This is a genomic window from Methanobacterium paludis, assembly GCF_000214725.1.
Classification (GTDB): domain Archaea; phylum Methanobacteriota; class Methanobacteria; order Methanobacteriales; family Methanobacteriaceae; genus Methanobacterium_C; species Methanobacterium_C paludis.
In genome coordinates, this window is the sequence record NC_015574.1 from 898,462 (window position 1) to 922,917 (window position 24,456).

General features: G+C 34.0%; 15 protein-coding genes and 1 pseudogene. 5 read left to right on the forward strand and 11 right to left on the reverse strand.

Going from position 1 to position 24,456, the window contains the following annotated elements; all coding sequences use genetic code 11:
• Positions 1–107: 107 nt before the first annotated feature.
• The gene (locus tag MSWAN_RS04135) at positions 108–1,502 is read right to left on the reverse strand and encodes an ADP-ribosylglycohydrolase family protein (RefSeq protein ID WP_013825353.1); all 1,395 of its coding nucleotides are present in this window, start codon (positions 1,500–1,502) and stop codon (positions 108–110) included.
• Between the two features lie 110 nt (positions 1,503–1,612).
• On the opposite strand from MSWAN_RS04135, the gene MSWAN_RS04140 reads away from it, so the two are divergent.
• Together MSWAN_RS04140 and MSWAN_RS04145 are read left to right on the forward strand one after the other, a co-directional pair.
• Entirely contained in the window at positions 1,613–2,146 is a 534-nt protein-coding gene (locus tag MSWAN_RS04140; protein WP_144011545.1) for a hypothetical protein, read from the forward strand.
• Between the two features lie 69 nt (positions 2,147–2,215).
• Positions 2,216–2,587, forward strand: coding sequence for a hypothetical protein (locus tag MSWAN_RS04145; RefSeq protein WP_013825355.1), 372 nt, complete (start codon positions 2,216–2,218; stop codon positions 2,585–2,587).
• Here the strand turns inward: MSWAN_RS04145 and MSWAN_RS12230 are convergent.
• The 7 genes from MSWAN_RS12230 to MSWAN_RS04175 all read right to left on the reverse strand — a co-directional run bounded on the left by MSWAN_RS12230 (position 2,580) and on the right by MSWAN_RS04175 (position 12,938).
• A complete protein-coding gene (locus MSWAN_RS12230) occupies positions 2,580–3,737 on the reverse strand; it encodes a 4a-hydroxytetrahydrobiopterin dehydratase (RefSeq protein ID WP_013825356.1) in 1,158 nt (385 codons plus the stop codon). The two genes, MSWAN_RS04145 and MSWAN_RS12230, sit on opposite strands and share 8 nt — an antisense overlap.
• A 13-nt stretch (positions 3,738–3,750) precedes the next feature.
• The gene (locus MSWAN_RS04155; protein ID WP_013825357.1) at positions 3,751–6,261 is read right to left on the reverse strand and encodes a DEAD/DEAH box helicase family protein; all 2,511 of its coding nucleotides are present in this window, start codon (positions 6,259–6,261) and stop codon (positions 3,751–3,753) included.
• Entirely contained in the window at positions 6,258–8,147 is a 1,890-nt protein-coding gene (locus MSWAN_RS04160) for a tetratricopeptide repeat protein (protein WP_013825358.1), read from the reverse strand. Before MSWAN_RS04160 ends, MSWAN_RS04155 begins: the two co-directional genes overlap by 4 nt.
• Positions 8,148–8,340: 193 nt before the next feature.
• Positions 8,341–8,757 (reverse strand): DUF6884 domain-containing protein, encoded by a 417-nt coding sequence (locus tag MSWAN_RS04165; RefSeq protein ID WP_394295801.1) that lies wholly within the window; start codon positions 8,755–8,757, stop codon positions 8,341–8,343.
• Between the two features lie 53 nt (positions 8,758–8,810).
• Positions 8,811–9,317, reverse strand: a complete 507-nt coding sequence (locus tag MSWAN_RS13100) for a nuclease domain-containing protein (protein WP_265101174.1) — start codon at positions 9,315–9,317, stop codon at positions 8,811–8,813.
• Positions 9,289–10,689 carry a restriction endonuclease-like protein gene (locus MSWAN_RS13105; RefSeq protein ID WP_265101175.1) on the reverse strand — a complete coding sequence of 467 codons (1,401 nt, stop codon included), beginning with the start codon at positions 10,687–10,689 and terminating at the stop codon, positions 9,289–9,291. Before MSWAN_RS13105 ends, MSWAN_RS13100 begins: the two co-directional genes overlap by 29 nt.
• Before the next feature lie 11 nt (positions 10,690–10,700).
• Positions 10,701–12,938 (reverse strand): MrcB family domain-containing protein, encoded by a 2,238-nt coding sequence (locus MSWAN_RS04175; RefSeq protein ID WP_013825360.1) that lies wholly within the window; start codon positions 12,936–12,938, stop codon positions 10,701–10,703.
• A gap of 361 nt (positions 12,939–13,299) precedes the next feature.
• On the opposite strand from MSWAN_RS04175, the gene MSWAN_RS04180 reads away from it, so the two are divergent.
• Both MSWAN_RS04180 and MSWAN_RS04185 read left to right on the forward strand, forming a co-directional pair.
• A complete protein-coding gene (locus MSWAN_RS04180; RefSeq protein ID WP_013825361.1) occupies positions 13,300–15,474 on the forward strand; it encodes a site-specific DNA-methyltransferase in 2,175 nt (724 codons plus the stop codon).
• Positions 15,474–19,121, forward strand: a complete 3,648-nt coding sequence (locus MSWAN_RS04185; protein ID WP_013825362.1) for a DEAD/DEAH box helicase family protein — start codon at positions 15,474–15,476, stop codon at positions 19,119–19,121. Before MSWAN_RS04180 ends, MSWAN_RS04185 begins: the two co-directional genes overlap by 1 nt.
• Positions 19,122–19,490: 369 nt before the next feature.
• Here the strand turns inward: MSWAN_RS04185 and MSWAN_RS04190 are convergent, their stop codons facing one another.
• The 3 genes from MSWAN_RS04190 to MSWAN_RS04195 form a co-directional block, all read right to left on the reverse strand.
• Complete coding sequence (locus MSWAN_RS04190) at positions 19,491–21,926, reverse strand: AAA family ATPase (RefSeq protein ID WP_013825363.1); 2,436 nt, start codon at positions 21,924–21,926, stop codon at positions 19,491–19,493.
• 10 nt (positions 21,927–21,936) lie between these two features.
• The gene (locus MSWAN_RS12725; RefSeq protein WP_013825364.1) at positions 21,937–22,110 is read right to left on the reverse strand and encodes a hypothetical protein; all 174 of its coding nucleotides are present in this window, start codon (positions 22,108–22,110) and stop codon (positions 21,937–21,939) included.
• A gap of 332 nt (positions 22,111–22,442) precedes the next feature.
• Entirely contained in the window at positions 22,443–24,137 is a 1,695-nt protein-coding gene (locus MSWAN_RS04195; RefSeq protein WP_144011546.1) for a UvrD-helicase domain-containing protein, read from the reverse strand.
• 141 nt (positions 24,138–24,278) lie between these two features.
• On the opposite strand from MSWAN_RS04195, the pseudogene MSWAN_RS13040 reads away from it, so the two are divergent.
• Positions 24,279–24,432: pseudogene (locus MSWAN_RS13040) on the forward strand (IS5-like element ISMefo1 family transposase); the annotation flags it as partial.
• Between the last annotated feature and the right edge of the window lie 24 nt (positions 24,433–24,456).

Below are 24,456 nucleotides of genomic sequence, written 5' to 3' on the forward strand. Positions count from 1 at the left end.
AATAAACTAGTGATGTTTGAACCGTTATCAGATCTTTGAAATGTGGAATCAAGGAAGTTCAAATTTAGGTGATGTTTGAATTGTTATTTGATCTTTGAAATGTGGAATCAAGGAAGCTCAATTGATGTTTGAACCCTTATCAGATCGTTTAATATGGAATCTATCACATCAAACTTGACCAGTTTATCCTGCCACCTATCTGGAATCCCACTTTCACCATGAATCCCACTTTCACCATAATACGCTCCAGCAATCTGCCCGTATATTGCACCTGTGGTATCTGCATCGTCCCCTAAATTAACAGCCATTAAACATCCCTCTTCAAAGTTTTCACCGTTATAAAAAGCCCAGAGAGCTGCTTCTAACGATTTAACTACAAATCCCCTGCCTTTAATTTCTGGAGGATTTTTATCTTTAAATGAACCGCAGGCAACCTCATCAATCTCTGGGGCCAGCTTGTTCTCTTTCCAGTACCCATCTACAGGAGAGTACCTTTTTGAAAGTATTTTCTCCTTGGATTCTCCAATCAAACAGCCTATTATCAGTCCTGCCATGTACCTGCAGGCGTCAACAGTTAAAACATGGGCGTGAGTTGTTCTGGAGCTTTCTGCTGATGTTTCAATGGCCAAAACTGGATCTGAAAAATAAAAAAGTGGAACAGGTGCCAAACGCATTATTGAACCGTTTCCAGCGGATCTTTCATGGTCCGCTCCGGGATATGGTTCATGGGTCTTTTCAAACCTGTTTAAGGATTCCCTTGTGGTGTTGCCTATGTCAAAGCATGTTCCATTAACACTTAGATGACCTTCCCTGTACCATGACAAAAATTTTTCAAGCTGGTCAACCGGGTCGAACCCTTCCTTTTCAATCAAGCTTTCAGCTGAACACAACGCCATTGAGGTGTCATCAGTCCATTCACCGGGTTTCAGGCCGAATGTACCGCCGCCAATCATATCATCCACGGGCTGGAAGGTTTTTGGTGGTTTAAATTCCAGTGGAACTCCCAGAGCATCTCCCACTGCCAGTCCAATGATACTTCCCCTGGTTCTGTCGACCATGCTTTCTTTAATTTCCTTTAAACGCATCAGGAGCTTCAAGAATATTTGACGGTCGATCATCTCTGCAATTAAACCTTCCAAGGATCTATTTGCCCTTACTATGGTGGTGAACAGTTTTTGAAGTGTTACGAGATCTGCACGGCCTATCAATTCAGGATCATTGAAATATCTGCGTGTTTCATCATCCCATTCAGACCTTTTAAACGTTTGAATCATATTTTCATGGTAAAGGGCCTTGTAAAAAGTTATAACTTCTTCAGAATAATTGTAAAATGGTAACTGGTTAAGATTAGGGATTATCCCATAAAAATTGTTCTCTGGGTTGTTGAAGTAGGGTAAATATTCCAGCAGAGCATCCATATTCTTGAGATTAGGATATTGTGGATGTTTAGGATTTTTCCAGTTTTTAGGTTCGGCTCTGTTCTCAATGGATTCTTCTGACATGAAATGCCTCCTGAAATTAAAACAAACATTTATTCATAAAACTAGTTTATTATTAACTACTTAATATTTTTTATAATTTGAAATAAAAAAATGGATTGGTGGTACAAGTGGTGAAGGATGAAGAATTTATCAACCAGGTATATGGGGCAGTATCAAAGGCATTTAAAACAGAAACAATTTATTTAAAGGGTAAAGATGGAGTAGGTAGAATAGTCTTATTTGATGAACCAGAATTAATCCCTGGAGAAATGAATAGATATAAAATATCAAATCCAACTATGGCAGTTTTTGACGGTGAAAAATTGGTAATGGTTGTTGAAGCAATTCCTAAAAAACCCACACCTAAAAAACTTGTGGGACCAATTCCAGTGTGCATGATAGCACGAAACATGATTATCAACAAAAAAGATGGACAAAAGGAGTATGAATTGAATAGCAAGGATTCTAAATTCCTTCTTTTGATTGTGGTTCCAGATCAGGGAGAGGAAAATGGTCAAAGAAGTGAGAGAATCTTGGATTTGAATGATAAATTTAGAGGAGTCATGGATCTGGACAGTGAATACTCAAACCTCAAAGATTTTGCTATATGTGAGATTGAGGATGTTGAACAGGTTTTAGATAAGTTATTAAAAGATAATCTATAGAATGGGAATTATATAGAAGGAGGATATTATGAAATTGATTGCAGATAATTTTGCCTGGCGTTTTGGTCATTGGGGGTTTACTTTGCTGAAAAAGACATAAAAGATAGATGTGGGGGATATATCCAAGATTCTGGCTGGCTAATTCAGTACTGCTTTGGAAAAGATGAAACTGGTGAGTATCTGGATTACTACGCAACTCATAGAATGACAGGGGATTCACATGTGCGCATGTATGCAGATGGTAGGGAAGAGTCCCTCCTAACACTCTCCAGCATAGTTAAAATCAGTGAGGATCCTGTAGAACAGAAGCGACTGGAAGATGAACATGACAAGTACAATCGTAAAGTGGTAAAAATGTTGGTTGATAATGGATTCGATAAGTTCACAATGAACATGTTTCTCAGTGCAGGAATGGATAAAAAAATGAATGAAGTTATTTAAAGTCTTTTTTAGTAATTATATAAGACTTTTTAACAGCTTCAAGTACTTTTTCAAGATCCCCTTCCTTTTGGAGGTAAATAGCACCCCATTGAGAATCACCTTTCATACTATCTAACTCTTCTATTCCCTTGTTGCCTTGATAAATGTAAAATCTAATTTTGTAGGGATTGAAAAAGTGAGCTGAGAAAAATGTTTTTTCAGGAGAACTAAATGATTTACCACCTTTTATATTTTTACTCTTAATATCCGTACTTATGTACTCTAAATGTTTTTCAAAGTCATTAAATAGATTTTTTACCTCAGATTCTACAATTTTAAGGGATTTAATTGCTTCATCTCTAACTTTGCGGTCTGGATCTTTTTGAGCTAACTCTTTAAGAGTATTCACAGATTTTTCATCGTACCATTTAGAGACAGCTCTTGCAGCTCTCCAACGAACTGTGCTTTCCTCATCTGAAAGGGCTTTTTTTATGGGAATCTCAGCTTTTTCACTTTCAATTTCACTTAAAGCTTCTATTGCCATTTCACGCTGGTGATAATTTTTTGATTTTAGTGCAGAAATTAGATCATACTCTGAACTTTTTCCAATCTCCACAAGAGCCTCTTTGGCAGCCCAACGAAATTCTGGATCAACAAAACCTAAAATTCGAATCAATGGTTTAATAGCTTTTTCATCCCCTATTTTACCTAAAGAACGGGCAGAAGCCTTTTGAACGAATCTGTCACCATCATCTAAGGCTTTTATTAATAAATTTATGGATCTTTTATCTCTTAATCTACCTAACCTTACAGTAGCTTTCCTTTTTTCAAAATCGGATCCATTTTTAAGCACATTCATATTACCCAAAACTTCTTCATCATTGTTGGATCCCATGGAATCTATTCTTTCCGCCAATTTAAAGTCTAAATCTGTAATGGCATTTTTATCATGGGTAAATATGTTCAGGATAACTTCACCATATGAAATCTGCACGTCAGGATGGTGATGAACCTCTTCAGCAATTTCACCTACCTTGTTAACAAATTCTAACGCCTCTTTAAAGTCTTCAAACTCAAAAACCTTCTCTAATTTAAGAGTATTTAACAATGCCCAGTTTCCATTTAAAGATGAAACTTTACTTTCAATTTCATTTTTATTTAGATCTTGCAATTTTACACCCTCTTTAAATCACAATTATCTTTTCAGGTCCTTTCAAACCCAAATTTCTCCGATTATCAATAATTTCATTGGTCAAACCTTTTAAATATGGCCTTATCCATTTAGGATCGTTACCAGAATATAGTTCAACTTTCCATTCACCATTTGAGTCCATATTTGAATGTTTCACGGCACTGGCGCAGTAAAACATGTTGAAGATTCTTTTAATGTATTTATTCCAGGTTTCATCCTCGTGATTATGGCTTTGTGGAGGATTGAAATATCTCAACTGTTCCGGGGCTTGTTTTAAGGGTGTTGTATTGTTCCTGAAATCAATTTCCATGGTATTTTTTGTGCTATTACAATATCTGCAGAGAGTTTGCAGATTATCTATGGAATCTTTTCCTCCGAAGTAACGGGGATTGACATGATCCACTTCTAGGAGCATTTTGTTTTTTTCTCCACATGAAAGACAGTTTGGATATCTTTTCTTCACTTCAATTTTGGTTTCATTATCCAATTCATTATTCTTACTTTCCCCATTAACATAGACATCATCGGGCATGCCGTCAGTTAATTCGTTCAGTCTGCGAACACATGCATAAAACTGGTTAATAAAAGAATCATAGTTTGGATAAATCGTATCCCAGTATCTATCTTCCCTTTCAAATTCAAGTTTTAATTTATCATTAACCTCAAATAACTGTATACTCCTATATTTCCGAGCGAGTTGATCCATATCATGATTCTTTCTATCCTCAAACTCGAAAAATGGTGGTTTTTCTTTCCCTTGAGCTATATGGCATACAATGTTGAATATGTTGTTTTCTAATCCATCGTCATAGCTATTTTCAGGATCAAGAAAAGTTTCAACCCACTCGTTCAAAACATCGGATTTTGATTCAACGTTAATTTCTTCACTTTCAAAGTCAGATAGGTCCAAAGATTCCAAATGATCCATAAATTTTTCATAACTCTCTTTTTCATTCTCAAATACCATTACTAAACGATTTACTTCTATGTAATCATCCTCATTTTTAGAGAGAGTATAAAATTTTGTTTGATACCATCCTAGGGGCATGTTCTTTAAAAATGGGCCAATTTCAAGGCCTTTATTTTGGAACATTATTCTGGAGAGGTGTCTCACAAGATCAATTGAAATTAGCTGTAATGGTGGTCTTTTTTGTGGATTTATTATTGTGCCACCAGTACCACCTTCATCAAGCGGATCCCATTCCGCCCAATTGATCTTTTGATTCCAGTTATCAACAAAGGATACAATATAAGCCAAGTCTGTTCCACCAAATTTAGGGCCTCTAAGCGCCCTTCCAATCATTTGTGTTAAAAGAATTTTGCTGGTGGTTTGTCTCGTTAAAAAAACACTTTTTACATCTGGAACGTCCGTACCTTCAGTTAACATACGTATATTAATTAGAACATCAAGTTCATCATTTTTGAACCTCTCCAAAACCTTTGAATTTTCATCTCCACCACCTATAACCCTACCCGTACCTGTTTGATGAACATGACTGAACATGGTCCCTGCTTTGACTCCTTCTTTTCGTAAAAATTCACATAACTGAACGCACTGATTCCATCTATCTGCAAAAATAATGGTTTTACCATATTTAATCTTATTCTCAGCATATGCACGTGCAATAAACTGATTTCTCCCCCTATTATCAGCAAGTTGATTTATGATATCTTTAGGTAAATCTGAATAAGTATCAATCCATTTTTCATACTCTCTTTTTTCAAAATCAGGTTTAAATTCTGTATTTGGATCTTCAAATATTGGTTCAGCTAATATCTCTTGTGCCATCAAGTCCTTTAATGTAACCTGGTAAATGATATCCTGTGGAAATAGTTCCTTTAACCAACCTTTCTTTTTTTCATCGGAATATGTTGGTGTTGCCGTAAGTCCTAAAAGATACATCTGTGAAAATTGTTTTCTTAACTCAAGAATGAGGTTGCGATAACTTGGAGCTGGAGATTGATGTGCTTCATCAAAAACTACAAAGAGTTTATCTTCAGCAGATTCTAAAAATTTCATTAGATGAGGTTGTTTTCGTTTATATCCGCTACTTACGCTTTGTAACGTACTTATTAAAACATCATCTGTGCTTTCTATCTGTTGTATATTGAAATGGTTTTTAGTTCCAGATACCACTCTAACATTGAGATTTTCCCTCGGTTCTTCAATGAATCCAATTTCAAAACCCTTATTTTGATCTATTTCATGAGGTCCAAAGCTATAATAAGCCTGTTCCAATAAATGATGTGTGTGTGCTAACCAAAGAACTTTATAACCCTTAGATAAAGGTCCTTGACATAAAAATCTAACTGCAGTTAATGTTTTACCACCACCAGTTGGTAAAACTAAAATACCGCCTTTGTTACCAGTTTTTTCTTCTTCAAACCAATTCCTAAGATTTGTTTGGGCATCTCTTTGATATTGGGCCAAATTTATTTTTGAAGGGTTTTTTCTAGCTTTTATAAGATTATATTCCCTATAAAAATCGTTTTTTTCATTCATTTTGATCTCTCCATATTCTCCAATTTTGTTCTGGCATAAGTATCAAGTGGATTTAATTTTAAAGCTGCATTAAAACATTTTTTAGCTTGATCTTCTTCTTTTGCCTCTAAAAGAACAGAACCTTTATTTGACCAAGCATCCGAAAAATTAAAATTCAATTTTAAAGCAGCATCAAAGCATTCTAAAGCCTCTTCATTTCTCTCCAAACATTTAAATATCATTCCTTGAACATTCCATAATTCATGATCTTCAGGATTGATCTTCACAGCATTTTCACAGAACTTCAGGGCCTCATCATAATCTCCCTTAATTCCAAGTATGTTTGCTGTTTCTAATAGGGCATGGACATTTTCAGGGTCCAGTTGGAGTACCTTACCATAATAGAGAAGGGATTCTACAAATTTTTCCATAATTTTAAGCATTTCAGCCTTTCCAAGCCAGGTTAATGGATTTTCAGGGTCTATCTCTATTGAAAATTCCAGGCTTTCCAGGGCATTTGCATATTCTCCATCATCCATCAAGATCTTTCCTTTGAGTAGCCATGCTGGAGAAAAATTGGATTTAATCTCAATAATATTATTTAAAACATCTAAAGCCATTTTAGTGTTATTTTGTGCCTTAAAATGTTTAGCTTGAGTATATAAAACTTTAATATTCTGTGGATCAATTTGAATGGCTTTTTCAAGTGATTCAGCTGCTTTTTCAGGTTCAATTTTTTCTTGAACCCTGGATTTACATGTCCCGGCTTCTGCTGAAAGGGGTGCTAATTCAATTGCATTCTCAAAGGCTTCTAATGCTTTGGAATAATCCTTTAAATTGAATAAGACATTTCCAAGACTGTAAAAAGCTTCATAATGTTTATTATCCAGTTTTACACATCTTTCATAGGATAATGCTGCTTCTAGTAATTTTTTATCCCTTAAAAGTGTAGATCCATGATAGTACCATGAATCTGAGTCTTTGGGATCTAGTTCTAAAATCTGTTCATAGGTTTCTCTTGCCTTGGAATAATTTCCCATTGCTTTCTGGCATTTGGCCTTTGATCGGAGTGCATCAAGGTTCATAGGTTCAAGTTTCAGTACCTTCTGAAAGATGTTAATTGAACCTTCATAATCTTTTAAGGTAAAAAGATTAAAGCCTTTATCAAGAAGAACAGGAACATTCAATGGATTTTTATCTAAAATTACATCAAAACAATTGTTAGATTCATCTATTTTATTCAATATTCGGAAACATATTCCTTTACGGTGAAGAGCATTAATACAGTTTGAATCAATATCTAAAACCTTATTATAACAATCTATAGCAGAAAATAAGTTACTTATATTCTCGAATATTTCACCTTTATGGTAATGTGCGTTGGGACATGTGGGATCCAAATTTGTAACCTTGTCCAGATACTTAAGAGATTCTGGGTAGTTTCCATATCTAAAACAGGCCAAACCTTTTTTATAATATTTTTTAACTTCAGTATCTGCACTTTTATCTTCATTTTCAAGCAGTTGATTGATCTTTTCAACCTGGGAGGGATTTTTAGATTTAATGATGTTGTTTAAAATGTTCCAGCTAGCAGGATTTAACTCCACAATTCCTTCTCTAAAACGTTTGATCTCACTTTCAAAGAAGTTTCCATCTTTAAGGTCCTGAAAACTTGGAGGATGTTTAAGTTTAATCCGGTCTTCCTTTCTTAGAGTTAACTTATCGTAGGCACTATTTTTTTTTAACTTGTAAATATACTCAATTTTCTTATGGGGGCTGGATTTGTATATTAAAACAATATCTCCTGGGTCCGGTCTATCATTTTTAATTAGTTTATTGAGTTCATCCTCTTCTTCTAAACTAAACCAGTCTAATACATTAGTTGTTACAAGTATCCATTTTTTCAATTGAAACCCGACCTATTTTCATTTTCCTGCTTTGTTACTTTTATTGAAAAGGTTATGTGCAGTTAAATAGTTCTATATTTCAACTTAGCTTATATATGTTCTCTATTGAATTGTTTACTTTTAGACGAAGTTTGATATTTTTGGGCTTTTCATTCCATTTTTTTTGGTTCCACAAGTATGATCTAAATAATCTTCATTTAAGTTGAATATCATTTTTAAGGGATTCATTAAGCTCATGCATCATAAAACCAATTCCTTTACATTTACTAAGTGGATTATAAACCTTTTTATCTGTGAAAATATCACTAACCATCTTAGTGTAATTTTTGCCACCTAAAACAACTATATTATCATATTTATCCAGTTCTTTGGTTGATTTAGAAGATTTTAGTTCATCTAAGGTTATTGGACAAGATTTTTTATTATTAAAACTCACATTGTATGTGCCAGGTACAATATCATCTGGAAATAAAAATCCATACTTTGCTGAGAGTATACACCAAGATTTGGGATAAAACTTCTCAGCATATTCACGACATTTAGTTGTAAATGGACCTATATACACATATTTAGCTTTTGTTGGCCCATTTTGAGGTTCTTTATCCCATATTTTCTTGCTTCCTCAGGGTATTATGCATATAGTATCGTTCTTTTCGCTCATAGTTATCTCTCCAAAATATTTTTTAAAATAGCCTTTATAAATAAACTTAAATTATCCTCTTCAACACCATCTTCACCAGGAGTTAAGGGAAAGGCACCAACAGATGGAATTGGCTCAGAATAAATCTCCTGGAATATTTTTTCCTCATCTCCAGGGTATAAAACGTAGGCTCCCTCAGTGTAAAGTATTGCATCCTTATAAGTGTGCATCTTGTAAATATCTCCATATTTATATTTACGAGAAATTTGCTCTTCCTCATCCCTTTTAGTTACAATTTCATCTTCAATTTCATAAATCTCATCAGATGGAAGCTTTTTTGAACCAATTTTTTCATAAAACTCCAAGATCTTTCCTTCAGACTTGTATTTAGCATCAAAATGAACAAAATAAGTTTCACCATCAGATTCTATGAATAAGGTATAATCTGGCCTAAATGGCAATGAATAAGATTTATATTTGGTATTATTTGAAAAAAGACGATTATACATCAAATTTAATTTTATTTCCATTAAAGTCCATGCTAAATATTTGAAGGGAATCTTGCCCTCTTTTAACTTTTATAGACCATTTGTCTGGACTGACATTGTATATATCATTGTAAACTAATTTTTCATTGCTTAATTTGTTTAAAACTTTTACAAGCTTGAAGTAACACCAATATTCATACAATTCACTTAGTTTACGTTCATATCCCTTGATTTGATCCTCTACCTCTTCCCACTGGAGTCTAAAGGAAAATTCAAATTGAATGTAGTACTTGAATATGTCCCTGTAACCTTCTCTTTTTTGTATAACTTGTGAATTTAGGGGTAAATAATTGAGTTTACCAACATTTTTCACCCATTTTTCTGATAAGTAGTCTTGAACTATTCTTTGATACTTATAAAGCTCATAAAGAACGTAACCACCTTTTCTAAGTTCTAAAAGTTTTTCGATGAGATCGTCTATCAATTTATCCAGTAACTCTAAGAAATATTTGAGAAAACGATTTTCTGGAGTGTCTATGGTTTCGTGATAATATCTTTGGGTTACAGTATCTGGAACGTATCCATTTAAACTACTGGGCCAATCACTTGGTATATCTTCAGTTTTAAAAAGATTATCAGGGCGTGATAATATATCTAACATTTCTGAAGGCCCTAAATTTGATGCAAAACTTGCAGGAACAACTTCCACGTAACTTTCCAAGAGACTGTACATGTTTCTTTTTATGTACTCATAGGCTGTAGGAAGATTTTCTAGCCTGAATAAATACTCCAAAAACATGAAATCTTCATATAATGTTTCTTTAGGCTTTCTGTAAAATTCAAGGTCTTGAGATAAAGGTGAATCCATCTCATAGATTATTCCAGAGGCAACTTCAGATAGATCTGCAATCATGGCAGGATAGTGTTCATAATAATTTATCTTCTTGGATCTAACCTCAAAGGGACAAGGAACTGATTCAACACCATCTATTTCAACATCAAAAAATGACTTTCCAACGTAGCTGTGAAAATTGAGAATTCCTGCACACCTGTAACTTTCATCGGATCCAATTTTGAACCTTAATTCCTCAAATATTTTAGTTTCACTCCTTTGAATGGTTTGAAAAACATTAGGTTCCTCTTTAAACTGAAGTTTGGTTTCAAATAAGATCTGATACTTAGTTTCTTCAAGAAGCATTAACTTAGAAAGACCATTAACCTCTTTATTGGAGTAGTACTGTATTGGTGTTTTATCATCCGGTTTTTCAACTAAAGGAATATTCTCAAAGGTCATAATTCCCTTTTTAAGGGATCTTTGATAGTTTAGGTTATCTTTAACAGCACTTATGGTTAAAAGACCTAATTCATTCCCTTTTTTATCCTGAAGATTTATAAGAACTCTTTGTTCCACCATTAAAAAAGCCCCTAATTTATGAATGAAACATATCTTTGCTCGTACAATACTTTATCCATCTCTTGAATCTTCAAAGCAGAGGAAAGATACTTAACTGTTTCTTCTGATTGGATATCTCCAAGTTTATGTGGTGGAAGATCTACGGCTTCAATGTAACAAAGTTCGAAGAGTTCCTTTAAAACATTCTCAAGAACTCTCTGTGACCCGTGCAGCTTTGGAAGCATCTTCTGTTTAATCTGTGCATCAAAATAACGCATCCAATTGTCCCAAATTTCGGGTTTACCATCATAAACCCAAGCAACATACATGAAACGCAAAATTTCATCAATTACCCTGAAACCAAAATCAAAACCAGCTTTGCCCAGAACTTCCTGGAATTTGTTAATTTCATCTGCTAAAATATCCCAAAGGTAGACTTGTTCATCGATCTTGACATCATTTAATCTTTCTTTTAATTCTTGAACTCTGTAATTCCTAGTTTCAAGATCAGATAAAGGATTTTCAAGATATTCAGTATCTCCAGTTAAATTGGTGTTTTTATAATTGTTTAACATGTAATTTTTAGCAGGAGAAGTGGAAAACTCGATGGTGTTAGCCCTATCTAAAACCTTAGGACTGAACATATACGTTGTTTCATCAACGTTAACGGTACCAACCACTAAAAGATTTCTAGGTATTTCTAACTCTCCCGGAATCTTTTTATCATCATTTGAATGTAAAGGTATGGTTTCTTCACTTTCCATTGCAGATAAAAAGTCAGCAAAGTATCTTTCAACATGGGAAAGGTTCATTTCATCTAAAACTAATAAATGTGGAGTTTTTGGGTTATTTGAAGCTCCCATAATTAAATTTAAAGCAGGAGTTTCTTGGTAATCTTTGGTGATGATGTTGTAAAATCCAAGTAAATGCCTGTTTTCAGTCCAATTTGCTCCAACAGGAACAATATTATATTTGGTAGAGTTATATTGAGCAAAAAGCTGGGCTAATTTGGTCTTACCAGTACCAGAATTACCAGTTAAAATAACGAATGGTTTTATTTTTAGAGATAATAAGAAATTTTCAACTATCTTTGGGTCAAAGAAATAACCTGATTTGATTAAGTGTTCATAAAATGATGTATTTGGTGGTATAATTGGTTCAGGTTTGCCTTTTTTTATTCTATCAATCTCATAAACAAAGTCTCGAACATTTTCAGGGAGTTTTGTGTCATCTAACTTTCCAATTACAACAACATCAGTTTTTACATCTCCATCTTCAACTGAAGTCCATTCCCCTTCATAGTTTTCATCAAAATCTTTCTTAGCAAAATTTCCACCTAATTTGCCCCTATGAATTACATAAACATTTCCTGATTCATCCTTTGCAAATGCTCCAGCTACCGATCTTTTAATTCCTCTTATTGGGAAATTTATTTCACATGTAATTGTATGACCTGAATCTTCTTTAGGCTCTTCAATTCCAAAACCATTCCAATATCTACTATTTTCAATCTTTCTAGAACATAACCAAATTCCAAGTTTATTCGACCAATAGAAATTTCCTTCTTCCTGGCCACCTTGAAAACCAGCTTTACCATTCACAACTTTATTTGCAGTGTCTTTGAAAATTTTCAGAAACTTTTCCTGACTTTCTGATATCTCACTTTCACTTTCAATTATTTTAAGTGGTTTATTTTCTGAAACTAGTAGATCATACATCTCTAAAACTTCCTTCAAATTTGATTCAAGCTTTTCTTCTGATGGTATGTCTTCTAAACTGTAGTATTTTGCATAGATATTACCGGCTTCATAGAATGGAGCATTTGAATTATTATTAGTTGTTAAATCAATTGATTCTAAAAAATCGTCAGGTATGTTGGTTAATTTATTTAGTTTATCCCTAAATTCTTGTGATCGTATTTTTAAGATATTTTTTGTCTTAGATTTCTTGGTTTCTTTTAGTTTATCAGTACCTTGGTTTAAAGATAAATAAACCCCTTCCATATCCTCTTTAAATAGATAAACAGGATAAAATCCTGATTGAGCTGTTTCTGTAATATGTTTATCGAGTATTGCTACCCATGGGCAATGTGTCCATGTTCCTCTTCCTGCTGAACCCGAAAATTTATATTTATTAGAATTACCAACGATTTTTTCAAGGTATTTTGGAAAATCAATTCTTAATAGTTTAGCCATAGGATGTTGCGTAAAATTTTCGTTGCGAGCAGTTTTATAAGTTTTTAGAATTTGTTCAATGTAATTTTTTAACATTCATATCCCCTTTTTCCAGCTCTAATCTTTCTAATTTTAATTAACATTGTATTAAATACTTAAAACTTTTTATAATTTGGAATAAAAAATAGATTGGTGGTACGAATGGTAAAAAATGAGGAATTTTATCAATCAGACTAGATAATAATGATTTTAGGCTTCTTCTTTTTATCTTACTGTATTATTCATTGTTAAGCTTGATTGTAATAGTAAATGCTATATATATTCACACCAAACACATATTTAGAGTATATTCATAAATTAAGAACCATATAAATGATATTTAATTATTATAATTGATGTTAAATTTTAGTAAAAATAAAGAAACGTTTGATCAAATAACCCAAATTTAGGCGATAAAATGAATTTAACAGACAATGAAATACGGGACATCAACCATTACTTGGAAGAAGGAAAGCCATTACCTGAAAAATATAGATTTTTACTTTTCGAAGATAAGAGAGAAGTTGAACTCGTTTGGAACGGTAAGACAAATGAAGTTTCTAATGTTGTTTTACCGTTTCAAGTCATAGAACAGGTTGATGAACCTCGAGCTGAAGGAATTAAAACCGATAAACAAGTAACTCTTTTTGATAGCAGAGGAAGACAGCTTGCAGGTTGGACAAACAAGTTAATATGGGGAGATAACAAGTTAATTTTAAGTAGTCTCAAAAATGGCCCTTTACGTGAAGAAATAGAAAGAAATGGAGGCATAAAGCTCATTTATATTGATCCACCATTTGATGTGGGTGCTGATTTTTCCATGAAGATCGATATAGGTGAAGGAAATTCTTTTACAAAAGAACCAGGAGTTCTTGAGGAACTTGCCTATCGTGACACTTGGGGAAAGGGCACAGATAGTTTTATTGCAATGATTTATGAGCGTTTGATATTAATGCGAGATTTACTTGCAGAAGACGGTTCGATTTATGTTCATTGTGATTGGAGAGTTAATAATTTCATTAAATTAATATTAGACGAGATTTTCGATATAGATAATTTTAGAAATGAGATTATTTGGCATTACCAAACATATCAAGGTCAAGTAAAAAATTATTTCCCCCGAAAACATGATTCAATTTTTTTATATTCCAAATCTAAAAATCCCATTTTTAAATTGCTGAAAGATGAAAATGTTGAGCAAACGATTGATTTCACTCGTTGGTCAAAATACCTAAATGATAATAATGAGATTACTGGTGCAAGTTACCCTAAAACAGATTCAAGGTTTAATGGTTATTACAAGAGATTTGTGAAAGAAAACCATAGAAAACCGGGACCTCAAGATGTGATTTTAAAGCTAGTTGGAAATACAATTGATAGTGTATGGGAAATTAAAGCAGTTGATCCCAAAAATTTAAATGAAAAGGTTGATTATCCTACTCAAAAACCTGAAAAGTTACTTGAAAGGATAATCAAAGCATCTTCCAATGAAGGGGACATTATAGCAGATTTTTTTTGTGGTTCTGGAACAACTCTTGCAGCAGCTGAAAAATTAGGCAGAAAATGGATAGGTTCGGACCTTGGTAAATTTGCTATTCATACAACAAGAAAAAGAATGATTAATGCTCAAAGGGAGCTTAAAAAATCAAGCAAAGATTATAGGGCATTTGAAATATTGAACTTGGGAAAATATGAGAGACAACACTACGTGGGTATTAATCATAATTTAAGAGAGGAAGAGCAACAAAAACAGTTAGCAAAAAAAGAAGAGGAATTTATAAAGCTTATTTTATATGCTTATCGTGCTCATCCTATTGAAGGTTTCAGAACATTTCATGGTAAAAAATCAGCTCATTTAGTAGCTATTGGACCAGTGAATTTGCCAGTTTCAAGGCTTTTTGTGGATAAAATCATTGGTGAGTGCCTTGAAAAAAGTATAACCAAGGTAGACGTCCTTGGATTTGAATTTGAAATGGGTCTTTTCCCAAACATACAGGAAGAAGCCAAAGGTAAAGGAATTGATTTAGGTTTAAAATATATTCCACGTGATGTTTTTGATAAGAGAGCTGTTGAAAAAGGACAAGTGGTTTTTCATGATGTTGCATACATTGAGGCACGTCCACAAGTAAAAGAAAATGCTGTTGCGGTTGAATTAACTGATTTTTCTGTTTTTTATAATCAAGGATCAATAGAAGAAGTAGAATCCCGCCTTAAAAAGAATAGTAGTGAAGTTATAGTTCAGAATGGCCAGGTTATAAAAGTTTACAACAGGGATGGATCTCTAAAACGCAAAAAGCTCACTGAAAAATGGACAGATTGGATCGATTACTGGTCTGTAGATTTTGATTTTGAGAGTAAGAAAGAGATCATCACAATAATTGACAAAGGTGAAATTAAAGAAAAATGGACTGGAGGTTATATATTTGAAAACGAATGGCAATCATTTAGAACAAGAAAAAATCGTAATATTGAACTTAAAAGTGTTTTTAAGAAAGTTAAACCAGGTAGGAGAAAGATAGCTGTCAAAGTAGTTGATATATTTGGTAATGATACCATGAAAATAATCCCAGTTAACATAGGAAGTGGCAAATAATGGCATTACATAAAGATTTCCCTGAATCACCATATGAATTTCTTGATCCTGATAAAAGGTGGTTACCTGCCGATGAACATTTTAGGGATCAATTTTACGGGCAATTAATACCTCCGCTTGTCGATAAAATCAGAAGAGAAGTTAAAAAATGGAGAGATTCTGATTATAATGGTGCAAGTGATACCAGTAAATCTTTACTTCAGTACTGGTTTGAAACTGAACATTTAATGCATTCAAAGAAGGGTATGATTAATTTCAGATATTACTTCGCCCAAAGGGAAGCTGTAGAGACCATAATTTATCTCTATGAAATTGTTAAAGTGGAAGACAAATATGATCTTTTGCGGTTTGATAGTAGTGGAGTACTTACGGAGAGTATGTTTGATGAAAGTTGGAGGCGTTTTGTCATTAAAATGGCCACAGGAAGTGGTAAAACAAAGGTTTTGAGTTTAATACTTACCTGGTCATATTTCCACAGGCTTTATGAAGCAGATTCAACATTGGCAAGGAACTTTCTTGTGATAACACCAAATATAATTGTTTTAGATAGAATCAGATCGGATTTCGATGGACTTAAAATATTTTTTAATGATCCTGTACTTCCTGAAAATGGGTACAATGGTCATAACTGGCATGATGATTTCCAACTCACTTTACATATCCAAGACAATGTGAATATGGTTAGGAAAACTGGAAATATATTTTTAACCAATATCCATAGAGTTTTTTCCAGTAACCAGACTTCTCCTTCCATTGAAGATGATAATACAATGGATTATTTCCTCGGTGAAAAAGCTGTTGTTTCTACAACAGATTCAAAAGTTGATCTTGGGGTAATTGTCAGGGATATCGATGAATTAATGATATTAAATGATGAAGCTCACCATATTCATGATAAAAATCTGGCATGGTTCAAATCTATTCAAGAGATTCATAATCGTCTTTTACAGAAGGGTAGTAAACTTTCAATGCAAGTAGATTTCACGGCAACTCCCAAACACTCCAATGGATCTATTTTTGTCCAGACAGTTTCAGATTATCCTTTAGTGGAAGCTATACATCAGCATATAGTTAAACTTCCTGTTTTACCTGACAAAGCCAGTAGAAAAAAATTAAGTGTTAAAAAAAGTGCCAAATATTCTGAGAAATATGAAGATTACATTGATTTAGGATATCTTGAATGGGAGAAAGTTTATGAAGAACATGCAGAACTTGGTAAAAAAGCTGTCATGTTTGTAATGACTGATGATACTAGAAACTGTGACGAAGTAGCCCAATACTTAGAAAATAGATATCCTGACCTTAAAGATTCTGTTTTGGTAATTCACACCAAAAAGAATGGTGAAATATCAGAATCAAGCACGGGTAAGAAGAAAAAAGAATTAGATGAATTGAGAAAAGCTGCAAATGAAATAGATGATCCTAATAGTAGATATAAAGCAATTGTTTCAGTTTTAGTCCTTAAGGAAGGATGGGATGTCCGAAATGTAACTACAATTGTAGGTTTAAGGGCCTTTGCATCTAAAGGAAAAATATTGCCAGAACAGACCTTGGGTAGGGGATTAAGAAGGATGTACAGGGATCCAGAAGCCCAGGAAATGGTTAGTGTCATTGGAACGGATGCTTTCATGGAATTCGTTGAATCTATACAGAAAGAAGGTGTTGAATTGACTCACAAGCCTATGGGTCATGGAACAAAACCGTTAGCACCACTTGTAATTCAAATAGATAATGATAATCTAAAAAAAGACATCAACGAATTGGATATTCAAATACCAATTCTCACACCACGTATTTACAGGGAATACAACAACATTTCAGACCTAAATGTTTCAAGATTTAATACTAAAAAATTAAAAATAAAAGAGTTCACTGAGGAACAACAGCGTGAAATAGTATTCAGAGATATTCTGTCTAATAAAATTAAACATAAAACCAAACTAGACCGAAATGCAATAGATTACAGGGGCATTATTGGATACTTTGCACAAGTCATAATGGATGAACTTAAAATATTCAGTGGTTATGATCTCATTTATGGTAAAGTAAAAGAGTTCATAAAATACTATCTCTTTTATAAAGAAGTAGATCTTGAGGATCCAAATGTTTTAAGAAATTTATCGGAACTAGAAGCAAGAAAAACCATAACAGAGACTTTTAAGAAAAAAATAAATGAATTGACAGTCTTAGATCATGGGGAAGCCAAAATAAGGGACTATATAAAAATAAGTGATTGTAGACCGTTTGTTACAAAAGAAAGAGAATATTTAGTCCCTAAAAAAAGTCCATTCAACAGGATAATTGGGGATAGTCTCCTTGAATTAAACTTCGCTAAATTTCTGGAAAAATGTGATGATATAATATCATATGTGAAAAATTACTTTGCAGTTCACTTTAAAATTGATTATAAAAACCACAAAGGTGAAATTTCAAATTATTACCCTGATTTTGTGGTTAAACGAAATGAAGATGAAATTTATATCATTGAAACCAAAGGGGAAGAAGACCTTGATGATGTGCTAAAATTAAAAAGACTTGAACAATGGTGCAAAGACATAAATGTCCTGCAATCAAATGTTAAATATGGTTTTGTATATGTTGACGAAGAAAAATTCAGTAAATATGATCTTAAAAGCTTCCAAGAATTATTAGAAGTATTTACTGAAACTGGCCCACAATTAACTGAAAAAGAGTTTAAAACAGAGTTATCTGAAGAAGATAAAGAGCAAACTAATCTTAATTTCAATAAAGGTGTTCCTTTTGATCAGTGGATTGAATCATTACCTTTCCCCTTAGCTTCAATATTGTGGGCTTGTATAACTGATTCAAATAATGAACACAAAGTAAAATATTTGATACATTTCTTTGAAGCCCTTTCTGAGTTTAACGTTGCTTTAATGGTTAGCGCTTTATCATCAGATAAAGAGTTTTATAAAAGAGAATTCAATCGGTGCAAAAGCCCCGATCCCAGATTTCAGGGTTGGTACCTCAAACCGGCTTTTGGTAATTGGAATTTCTTTGGAAGTTGTCTTGCTAAAAACGTTCGAAGGCTTTTAGAAGATAATGATAAATCTAAAAAATGCCTTAAGTTGTTGGGGAACCCTGAAAAAGCTTTTATCAATATGCTTACTAACAAAAAGCTTTATAATATATTAAATCAAGTAGTAAACTATCGTAATCAGTGGGAAGGGCATGGACCCATAGTCAGTCCTAAAGATTATGAAGAACGTTTGTGTATCTTACGCAATGAGGTTTTAAAAGTTCGTAAGTTGATATCAAACGCCTATAATAATATTTCTTTAGTTTTACCTGGAGAAACTAGATATGAAAATGGGGTTTTCCATTATAAAGTTAAGAAACTCATGAGCACAAGGGCACCTTTCAAAAATGAGGAACTCAAAACTCGCACGCCAATGGATTCAACAAAGAAATATTTGATTCATGGGAATGAAGGAACTCCAATTGAGTTGATTCCACTTTTTGATATTATAGAGAGTCCAGAAATGAAACAAGAAGCCTGTTACTTTTACAATAATTATGATAAAAAAAATGACAGAGTTAGGTTTGTTTCTTATCATTTCAATAAGGAATCAGAAATATTTTTACCATTTAATGATTTTAAAGTGGTGATCTCTTTGTTAAACTGATTTAGATTTAATCTTGATAATGAAGGAAGATGAAAATATTTGGTTTTAGTCATCAATACCAATAGAATATGCGGAAAGGATTTACAATGATTATAAATTAATATTTCTATAATCTGTTTGTTGGAGGGGGTTCTGATAAAACTAAGTTTACTTTCCAAATTTTTTTTAATAAGTTCTTTTATATTACATCATAAATTTATTGGTAAAATTAGATCTGGTTAATAAATCAGAATTTTTTAAAATTCTTGAAAAAAAACTTCTTTTGAAAATTTGAATTTTATCTGACAGTTTGAAACAACCTAACTTTTTTTAATTAAATATAATTAAGAAAAGTTTAAAAAGAATTTTTAGGAATTTTTGAATAGTTAATCACGGTTTCTTATCCAAATTCCAATTCACAGCCCCACAGTTACATCTCACATTATCTGCCTGCTCTCCCCTACCAGAAACCCTCAGCATCCCATCACACTGGGGGCATTGAAAAACATCAAAAAGATCCTTAAAAGAGTCAACAACAGGTCGGAAATCTTCCACAGTAAATTCAGCCCAGTTATTGTAATGCACGCTCGTGTTCAAAGCCCACCGTTCCACATTAAGGCGTTCAAACACATCCCTGGAATGATCATCAATTTCTTTTAATCTTAAAACTTCGTCACGATTACCCCATGAATTGGCAGCATCTTTAGCCTTTTTTAACAATTCCTTATATTTACTGAGGGCTGCAGGAATGAAATCTCCCAAACCCCATCTGCCGTTATCCCTGAATATCACCTCAGCCTGCAGAAGGTCGCATGCTGAGCGGAAAAATTCTTCAGATCCCCTTCTAAGCTCGAAGGCCGCAGAACTCACATCATGGGCTATGAGATCATTTTCTATCCCATCCCATATGTTTCCATGTGAACTCACACTGGGGCCTGTTTCAATATTCCAGTTGTAAAGCTCCACAACCTGTCTGGTATTTATCACACCTTCGGTTCTGAGCTGGTTGGCCCAGGTCCTGTCATGGGTTGTGATAAAAAACTGACGCCCCTTGAAGTAACCTGCAAGCAAACGACATATTTCCCTGCGGTGGGGTGCATCCACAGATGTCATCACATCGTCCAGGATAATGATGTCAATGTAACCCTCTGTAATATGTTCTGCAAGGGCCAGATAAAGACAGATGCCCATGGTATCCTGATGACCTTCACTGTGGAGTGCATGGGGAGGATTCACTCCCCTTCCATGGAAATTTACTTTGAAATCCAGTCCTGCACCATCTGAAACAAGGAGGGCATCAAAATTTTCTTCATCCCCGTGGATCTGCCTGTAAAGTTCAACAAAACGATCCTTGATTTCGTTGTAAAGATCATCCAAAATGGAGTTTCTGGACTCTAAAAATGAATTTAAAAGAATTTCAGCCTTTTTATAAGCTTCATGAGATAATCTTTCCTCTTTATCTGCAGCTTCAAATGCTTTAAGATTATCTTCAAGTCTTGTAAGATTGTCCCAGGCAGTCTGTTCCATGGATGGTTTTGGGGAATTTATACTGGCTGCAGAATAGATTTTATCTAAAATTTGGGACAGATCATCCGGTGCAAGGAGAACTTCAACCCTTCTGTGGGTAAAATCTGGATTAAGATATGTTTCACTTTCAATGAGTGAAGAGAATCGTTCCAGATCATCCATCCATACTTCAAGTTTTTCAGATTCATTCTCTAATTCTAAGATCTTCGCTGATTTTGTTATTTCTTTCAAATTAACTTTAACATTATCTGCACTTTCTTTTAATTCATTTAAGAGCTCTGTTATTCTGTCAAGATCATGGGCTGCAGCTTCAAATGTTTTGATCTTATTTTTCAGGTGATCTTTGAGTTTTCCAGGTGCCCATGGAGTATCACACAGGGGACATTTATCAACATCCATTAATTCAAGTCCCCGACGTGTTAACTTCAAACCATCTACAGCATCTTCAAGATGGGGGTTTGAATATAATTTGGCCTTCAAACCACGTAATTCAAGATCAAAAATGCCTAAATCTTCATCTGAAATTATCTTACGAACGTTTTTAATATCTTCACCAAGCAGTTCCGTGTTTATGTTATTATCCCTGATGAAGGCAGGTGCTACTATATCTTCCTTTAAAATCGATGCGTTTAATTGATTGATGGGTTTTCCACCAAGGATCTTCCTGCTGTTGTTGATGAAAAGTATTATTTTCTCTTCGTTGAATGTTTCAGACCCAGTTTTGAATATGATGGCGGTTTTAATTGAATTTAATGAACTTGTTGCAGCATCATACTCATTTTTCAGGGCATTTTTAACTTTAACCAGTGCTTTGCGGGTTTCCTTAACATCTTTGATCTTGAGGAGTGTTTGAATCTGTTTGAATCGGGTGCTTGAGTCTGCATTCACGTAGTTGAGTATTTCACGTCGAGTTAAAACATGCTGTCCTCTTTTAGCCATTTCCAATGTTGGTTTAATTTTTTTCTTTACAGCTTCATCACAGATCAACGTTCTTTGATGATTGGGTGAGCGTTTAATTTCAACGGGATCTTCAATTCCAGGTAATTTGACCAGTGCCTTTACAATGGAGTCTTCAGGTGCAGAATCCACATGGGGGCCGTGTTTTTTTAGTGTAATTCCCCGGGTTCCATTACCCTTCATATGGGATATTTCTCCTGTGAGGAGAAAATCAATTGCATCAACTATGGTAGTTTTACCTGAACCGTTGGGGCCCAGTATCAGAAAATTCTTGCCATGTGGTTTGATTTGCAGGCTTTTAATACCGCGAAAATTTTTTATTTCCAGTTCCATCAGTTTCATTACTGACACCCTACTCTTTTAAGGCAGCAATGATACTGTCTGGATTTATTTTGCCCTTTTCCATTATTTTATGGATTTTTTCAACAGTTTCTGGCTTAAATTCTTCCTCTGTCATTAAAACTTCCAGAGTTTTCACCCAGATTTCATCCAGAATCGTTATTGGAACTTCTAACTTTTCCCCCAAAATAATCCCCCCGTTATTATAGAAAGAATTAATATTCACACTCTATATCTGATTACTGAGCTTCTTTATTATAAATTTAATTATTTATTCATACTCAGAAAAAAAAGCATTATGAATTAAACCCTTTTAATCAAAATATTATATCTGTTCCTGAACTTCTAGGTTTTCCATTTTAAGCGTTTTGAGGCTGTCTCATAGTTCAAAATCTGCAAAAAAATAAGGACAAATAATGTTTTAAACTCGAAAATAATCAAAATTACGCATGTCAAAAGTAATCATGAGACACCCTCTTTTTTAAAAAAAATTAATCTTGAATTCAACCCTACTTCAGGTTAATCTTCTTCGTATTCTTTCCCGAAATCCCAGTACCTTTCATTGGAGTTGAGAACTATCAGATCTTTCAGGGTTCGGGTCATGGCAGTGTAAACTATTGAATCCAGATTTTCATCTACAGACCATTTTGGCGGTATGAGCATTATAACGTTGTTTGCTTCCCATCCCTTGAACTTGTGGATAGTACTGATTCTTAAACGTCCATTTCCTGAAATAAAGGTTTTTTTGTTTCTCCAATCTCTTTTACCATCCACCACAAAAACATGGTCCACATCAACCTGTTGTTCGGTAAAAAACTCCACAAGCTCAACACCCATACTGTTTTTAGGTATCAGGATCACAATCTGGGAGTTATCAACCACTCCCTGTTTTTTTATCACTTCGTAAGCTTCCTTAACCTCTGAAAGCCAGTCTGCAGTTTGAATATTTTTCCATTGAAATAAGGTTGAATCCTTCAGTAAAGTTGCCTGGGAATAGTCCATATGAACTGATTGATCCAGACCATATTCTTCACTGAATTTATTGGAAAAATCTGCTATTTTCTTTGGAAGCCTGTAAACAGTGTTTAATTCTGGCCATTTTCCTTTGAATTTAACTTTACCCTCAAATTTACCCATGTTATCGATCCAGTTGAGTTCGCGTTCGTAGACGTTCTGTTTTTTATCACAGACAAAGAAAAGCTCGTCACGTTCGTTTAAAAACTGGGATAAAAGGTTGTACCAATCCCATTCATAGTCCTGACCTTCATCAATGAGTATGGAATCGAATTTGAATTTTTCTATATCCACACCATTGATAGATTCTTCAACCAGAAATGGAACATCCTCTATATCACCCATTGGAACCATCAGTTCGTTTAAAATGTCGCGACAGAATCCATGGAAATGTCTGAAGGTTATGTTTGCCCAGTCAAAGTTGTAAGGGGTGTTATCCACAAAATCCTTAATGTAGTACCATAAGGTCCGGTTGTAGGTGATCACAAGTACTTTATGACCTTCTGAGGCAAGTTGGGCTGCTCTGTAGGCTATAACCAGTGTTTTCCCACTTCCGGCTGATCCTCGAAGTCTACGATGTCCTGGTTGGGGTTTGGCACGTATTTTCTGTTCTCCTGTTAATTTTAGTTCTGTACGTTTATCATGGTGGTAGGATGGTTTCAGCCATGACTCAAGTTCACCGGCCCATTTACGTTCCATAAACTTACTTCTGGAAAACTCAGCACCTGGAACAACGTTGGTTAAATTATACTCCTCCAGATCATCGTAACCACAGGCTGTAAGGTATGGGTAATCAGAATACCTTTCACGGACCTGGGATCCAGATAGATCATGGATATAAACCCCAGTTTGGATAACCACAAATATCTTTGAGTTAATGTCCATCTTTTCAGCCATATCTGGAACTAATTCCTGGATGATCTTGTTTCTGTAGTAGTCGAGCTGTTTTTTATCCATTTCAGGGGTGCTGTTGGAGGAGGTATCCATGATCTTGTAGATCATAATTCCACTATCTGGATTTAAAAGGATTAAATCAGGATAAGAACCATTTAAATAAGGTTCGATGAATATCTTCCATTTACCTGGGAGATTTTTTTCTAAAAAAGAAATTAAAGCTGTTTTTGCCGGGTTTAATTCATATTCTAATTCGTTTAGTTCATCCTCTGACGTATATGTCCTACTTAAATCCACAAATGTCATGCCCCCAACCATTGTCTAATGAACCGTAATAATTATGGGATATCACTGAACATTCTATGATTAGAGATTATATTTAAACCTTGGGACTGAAATCATTGAAAAACTCCATTAAATGGGTTTAACATACTTGATGGTGTGGTAAAATTGAAGACTTTTTTTAAATTGTGCAAATCAGGACTAAGCCTGAAAAATATACACCAACATCCCCAAAGGAACCATTATTCGAATTGTATTTTTAGCAGGGCTCATCAAAACACGAGATTACAACTCCAAAACAGCCCTACAAAAGCTTTAAGAAACCTAAAAAATCTAAGACCCT

What these genes read in the sequence shown, in the direction of transcription:
- MSWAN_RS13100 (WP_265101174.1), bottom strand. Translation starts at nt 9,317, where the DNA reads ATGGAAATAAAATTAAATTTGATGTATAATCGTCTTTTTTCAAATAAT.
- MSWAN_RS04195 (WP_144011546.1), bottom strand. Translation starts at nt 24,137, where the DNA reads ATGACATTTGTGGATTTAAGTAGGACATATACGTCAGAGGATGAACTA.
- MSWAN_RS04190 (WP_013825363.1), bottom strand. Translation starts at nt 21,926, where the DNA reads ATGAAACTGATGGAACTGGAAATAAAAAATTTTCGCGGTATTAAAAGC.
- MSWAN_RS04155 (WP_013825357.1), bottom strand. Translation starts at nt 6,261, where the DNA reads ATGAATGAAAAAAACGATTTTTATAGGGAATATAATCTTATAAAAGCT.
- MSWAN_RS04175 (WP_013825360.1), bottom strand. Translation starts at nt 12,938, where the DNA reads ATGTTAAAAAATTACATTGAACAAATTCTAAAAACTTATAAAACTGCT.
- MSWAN_RS13105 (WP_265101175.1), bottom strand. Translation starts at nt 10,689, where the DNA reads ATGGTGGAACAAAGAGTTCTTATAAATCTTCAGGATAAAAAAGGGAAT.
- MSWAN_RS04185 (WP_013825362.1), top strand. Translation starts at nt 15,474, where the DNA reads ATGGCATTACATAAAGATTTCCCTGAATCACCATATGAATTTCTTGAT.
- MSWAN_RS04135 (WP_013825353.1), bottom strand. Translation starts at nt 1,502, where the DNA reads ATGTCAGAAGAATCCATTGAGAACAGAGCCGAACCTAAAAACTGGAAA.
- MSWAN_RS04180 (WP_013825361.1), top strand. Translation starts at nt 13,300, where the DNA reads ATGAATTTAACAGACAATGAAATACGGGACATCAACCATTACTTGGAA.